General features: G+C 61.5%; 5 protein-coding genes. 4 read left to right on the top strand and 1 reads right to left on the bottom strand.

Annotated features, from left to right (window positions below; all coding sequences use genetic code 11):
• Nucleotides 1-196, top strand: a 196-nt coding sequence (locus tag PMI22_RS08650) for an OprD family outer membrane porin (RefSeq protein ID WP_007947392.1), incomplete at its 5' end; no start/stop codon positions are given.
• 191 nt (nucleotides 197-387) lie between these two features.
• Here PMI22_RS08650 and PMI22_RS08655 read toward each other — a convergent pair.
• On the bottom strand, nucleotides 388-1,596 hold the full coding sequence (locus tag PMI22_RS08655) for a LysR family transcriptional regulator (RefSeq protein WP_007947391.1): 1,209 nt from the start codon (nucleotides 1,594-1,596) through the stop codon (nucleotides 388-390).
• A gap of 156 nt (nucleotides 1,597-1,752) precedes the next feature.
• Here PMI22_RS08655 and galB point away from each other — a divergent pair, with 156 nt between their 5' ends.
• The 3 genes from galB to PMI22_RS08670 are packed head-to-tail and all read left to right on the top strand — an operon-like array spanning nucleotide 1,753 to nucleotide 4,279.
• The gene (gene galB, locus PMI22_RS08660) at nucleotides 1,753-2,487 is read left to right on the top strand and encodes a 4-oxalmesaconate hydratase (protein WP_007947390.1); all 735 of its coding nucleotides are present in this window, start codon (nucleotides 1,753-1,755) and stop codon (nucleotides 2,485-2,487) included.
• The gene (locus PMI22_RS08665) at nucleotides 2,484-3,200 is read left to right on the top strand and encodes a 4-carboxy-4-hydroxy-2-oxoadipate aldolase/oxaloacetate decarboxylase (protein WP_007947389.1); all 717 of its coding nucleotides are present in this window, start codon (nucleotides 2,484-2,486) and stop codon (nucleotides 3,198-3,200) included. The genes galB and PMI22_RS08665 overlap by 4 nt, the downstream gene beginning before the upstream one ends.
• Before the next feature lie 2 nt (nucleotides 3,201-3,202).
• Nucleotides 3,203-4,279 (top strand): 4-oxalomesaconate tautomerase, encoded by a 1,077-nt coding sequence (locus tag PMI22_RS08670; RefSeq protein WP_007947388.1) that lies wholly within the window; start codon nucleotides 3,203-3,205, stop codon nucleotides 4,277-4,279.
• The last annotated feature ends 202 nt before the right edge of the window (nucleotides 4,280-4,481 follow it).

The raw sequence follows: 4,481 nt of genomic DNA, 5'->3' as shown, positions 1-4,481 counted from the left end.
TGACAACATCCACACCGGCACCGTCACCGACGGCAAGGAGTGGGGCCGCGAATCGGAACTGGGCTACACCGTACAAAGCGGGCCGTTGAAAAGCTTCAACGTCAAGTGGCGCAACTCGACCATCCGTCGCGATTACAGCACCAATGAGTTTGATGAAAACCGTTTGATCATCAGCTATCCGCTGAGCTTGCTGTAACGCTCATCGTTTGATGGGCTACGGCCATCGCGAGCAGGCTCGCGATGGCGATTACACAGTTTTTGTAGCAGCTGGCGAAGCCTGCGTCCGGCTGCGTAGCAGTCGCCAAACCAGACGACTATGTATGTCAGTCAGAACGCGCATTCAGGTATCACGACTGCTGCGCAGCCGGACGCAGGCTGCGCCAGCTGCTACAGGGCTGCTTCTTCGCGAATCACCCGACGAATCATGTCCATCAAGGCCTGAGCCACCGGTGAATGCAGGCAGCCGTTGCGGTAGGTCAGGCCGATGGCGCGGGTGGTGTGTTTCAGCCGCAGCGGCAGGATGCACAGTTCACCGGAGGCAATCTCCTGTTCGAGCTGGTGGGCGGACACCGCCGCGAGCATGTCCGAGCGCAGCAACAACCCGCGAATGATCGCCATGTCGGCACTTTCCACCACGGGCCGTGGGGCGGCGATGCCGAACCCGGTAAAGCATTCATCAAGCATTTTTCGGGCGGGGGAGCCGGCGCGCGGCAGCACCCATTGCGTGGAGCCGAGCGCCCGGTGCAGATCGGATTGTGTCGCAAGCGGATGATCACGCCGCGCCAACACCACCATGTCTTCGTTGAACAGCGACTCGCCGCTCAGGTCGCTGGCATACGCTGCCGAGCGCAAGGCACCAAAAATGAAATCGACATCGCCGGCACGCAGTTCCGTCGCTAGCAAGTCAAACGGGCTCTCATTGGTGATCACCTGAATACCGGGGTGTTCGGCCATCAAGCGCACGATGGCTTCGGGCAAGATACGCGTGCGGCCCAAGGGCAGGGCGCCGACCTGCACTACACCCTGCAATGTGCCGCGAATGGCAGTGATGTCGGTTTCGATATGACGCAATTCGTTCAGCGCCCGGCGGATCGGAAACAGGATTTCATGACTGGCCCGGGTCGGCTGTAACCCGCGCGGCGTGCGTTCGAACAGGGTTTGACCACAACCGCTTTCCAGCACCTTAAGCGTCGAACTGACCGCAGGCTGGCTCAGGCCCAAGAGGCTGGCCACGGTCTGCATGTGGTGAGTTTCACAGAGTTTGACGAACACTTGCAGGCGCCGGGCCTGGAACAGGTACAACGGCTCGACCGCCTGTTTGTCGCCGGCGCCAAGCATTCTCGGCACGCTGTCCAGTTCAGCCAGCACACGCCGTGCGCGGGGCAACAAGCGTTCACCAAAATCGGTCAATCGCATGCCGTTGGCGTGCCGTTCGAACAAGGGCACATCAAGCCGCGCCTCCAATTCGGAAATCGAGCGGGTGACCACTGACTGGGCGCGAAACAGCGCCACCGAAGCCTTGGACACACTGCCGTGATCGGCCACCCGGACAAAGGCACGCACGTGCATCAGGCTGGGAAGTTCAAGGGTTTCCATGGGGGGCATGCTCGGCTGATCCGCGTTCAGCCGGACTATGCCTCTGCGCTCAAGGGGAGGCAATAAAAAAAACGCATACCTCGAACACTCGAACGCATTACTCCGTCGATGGGCCCCGGTGCGATGCTCTTTCGAACCGCAGGAGGAGCCCCCGCAATGATCGAATCATCCCATAACGCGCTGGTTGTCAGCGCACACTCTGCCGATTTCGTCTGGCGTGCGGGCGGTGCCATCGCACTGCACGCGCAGCAGGGCTACAGCGTGCACATTGTTTGCCTGTCGTTCGGCGAGCGCGGTGAGTCCGCCAAGCTCTGGCGTAAGGGCGAAATGACCGAGTCGAAAGTCAAAGCCGCACGCCGCGAGGAAGCGCAGGCCGCCGCCGATATTCTCGGTGCCAGCGTCGAGTTCTTCGACATCGGTGACTACCCGATGCGCGCTGACAAGGAAACGCTGTTCCGCCTGGCGGATGTGTTTCGCCGGGTCCAGCCGGAATTCGTCCTCAGCCATTCGCTGAAAGACCCCTACAACTACGACCACCCGCTGGCCATGAACCTGACGCAAGAGGCGCGCATCATCGCCCAGGCCGAGGGCTACAACCCGGGCGAGAAAATCGTCGGCGCACCGCCGGTGTACAGCTTCGAGCCGCACCAGCCAGAACAGTGCGAATGGCGCCCGGACGTGCTGCTGGACATCACCGATGTCTGGGACAAAAAGTACGCGGCGATCCAGTGCATGGCCGGTCAGGAACACCTGTGGGAGTACTACACCCGTGTGGCCCTGCAACGTGGCGTGCAAGCCAAACGCAACGTCGGCATCACTTCGACTCGCAATATCGTTTACGGCGAGGGCTACCAGAGCCTCTTCCCGCGTGTGACGGAGAACCTGGGATGAGCGAACACATCGGAAAAACCGGCATTGTGGTGCGCAACATCCCCCGTGCCGAGGCATCGCTGGTGAAAGAGCTGGGACGTTTCGGCGTCGCCACCATCCATGAAGCGCAAGGCCGCAAGGGCTTGCTGGCGTCGAACATCACCCCGATCCAACAGGGAACCGTCATCAGCGGTTCAGCGGTCACCGTGCTGGTCGCACCGGGCGATAACTGGATGTTCCATGTGGCGGTAGAGCAATGCCGGCCCGGCGACATTTTGGTGGTTGCCCCCAGTTCACCGTGCACCGATGGTTACTTCGGCGACCTGCTGGCGACTTCGTTGAAAGCTCACGGCGTGCGCGCGCTGGTGATCGATGCCGGGGTGCGCGACACCCATACGCTGCACGAAATGGGCTTCCCGGTGTGGTCCCGCGCCGTCTGTGCCCAAGGCACGATCAAAGAAACCTTGGGCTCGGTCAACCTGCCGCTGGTATGCGGTGGTCAGTTGGTCAATCCGGGGGATGTGGTGGTAGCCGATGACGACGGCGTGGTCATCGTGCGTCGCGCCGAAGTGCCGCAGGTCGTTGAATCCAGCCGCGCCCGTGCTGATCTGGAAGAACAGAAGGCCTTGCGCCTGGCCAAGGGCGAATTAGGTCTGGATATCTACAACATGCGTGGCCGGCTGGCCGAGAAGGGCTTGCGCTATGTCGACAGTCTCGACGAGCTCGGAGACTGAACATGGGGCAAACCCGTATTCCATGCCTGCTGATGCGCGGCGGCACGTCCAAAGGTGCGTATTTTCTGGCGAGTGATTTGCCCGATCAGCCGGCGCTGTGCGACCAGGTGCTGCTGGCCGTCATGGGCTCGCCGGACAAACGCCAAATCGACGGCCTCGGCGGCGGCGACTCGCTGACCAGCAAAGTGGCGATCATCAAACCCTCTGCGCGCGCCGAGGCAGACGTTGATTACCTGTTCGCCCAGGTGCTGGTGGAAGAGGCTCGCGTCGATTACGGGCAGAACTGCGGCAACATTCTCGCGGCGGTCGGACCGTTTGCCATCGAACGCGGGTTAGTGGCGGTGACCGGCGACGAAACCCCGGTGCGGATCTACATGGAAAACACCGGGCAGATCGCCGTGGCGCATGTCCCCACGCCGGACGGAACCGTGCGTTATTCGGGTGATGCGCGCATTGATGGCGTGCCGGGGCAGGCCGCGCCGCTGATTGTCGAGTTCGAGGACGTCGCTGGTTCTAGTTGTGGTGCGCTGCTGCCCACCGGCAATGCGCTGGATATGTTCGACGGTGTTTACGTCACGTGCATCGACAATGGCATGCCGGTGGTGCTGATCCGTGCCCAGGCGCTGGGTTGCAGCGGTTATGAAAGCCCCGAGCAACTGGACGCCGACGTCGAGCTCAAGGCCCGTATCGAAGCCATTCGCCTGCATGCCGGGCCGCGCATGAATCTGGGGGATGTGAGCCTGCGTAACGTACCGAAAATGTGCCTGGTGGCGCCGGCGCAAGGGGGCGGGGCACTGGGCACCCGTAGCTTTATTCCGCATCGTTGCCACACCAGCATTGGTGTCTTTGGCGCGGTCAGTGTGGCGGCGGCTTGTTTGATCGAAGGCACGGTCGCGACGGGGTTGGCCAGTGTTGGCGAGGGGGATGTGCGGCGGTTGTCGATTGAACATCCGACAGGGGAGTTCACCGTGGAATTGCGTCTGAAGGAAGGGCAATTGGCCGGTTGTGGGTTGATGCGCACCGCACGTTTGTTGTTCGAGGGCGTGGTGTTCGTTCCGCAAGCGATTTGGTCGAAGTGAAGATTATTGGGCTGTCGCGCAATCTGGGGTTGATCGTGCTGGCAATGGCCATCGCCTTACCTACCCAAAAACGCGACCGCACCGCTGCCTCAATATTGCTACCAGCACCATCCCCTGTGGGAGCGGGCTTGCCCTAATGCCGGTCAGTTAAGCAATTTCTGCGGTAACGCAATTGTTGTAGCAGCTGGCGAAGCCTGCGTTC

Source organism: Pseudomonas sp. GM21 (assembly GCF_000282215.1).
GTDB lineage: Bacteria > Pseudomonadota > Gammaproteobacteria > Pseudomonadales > Pseudomonadaceae > Aquipseudomonas.
The sequence above is the reverse complement of the archived record's forward strand: the minus strand, read 5'-3'. Positions and strand labels throughout refer to the sequence as shown.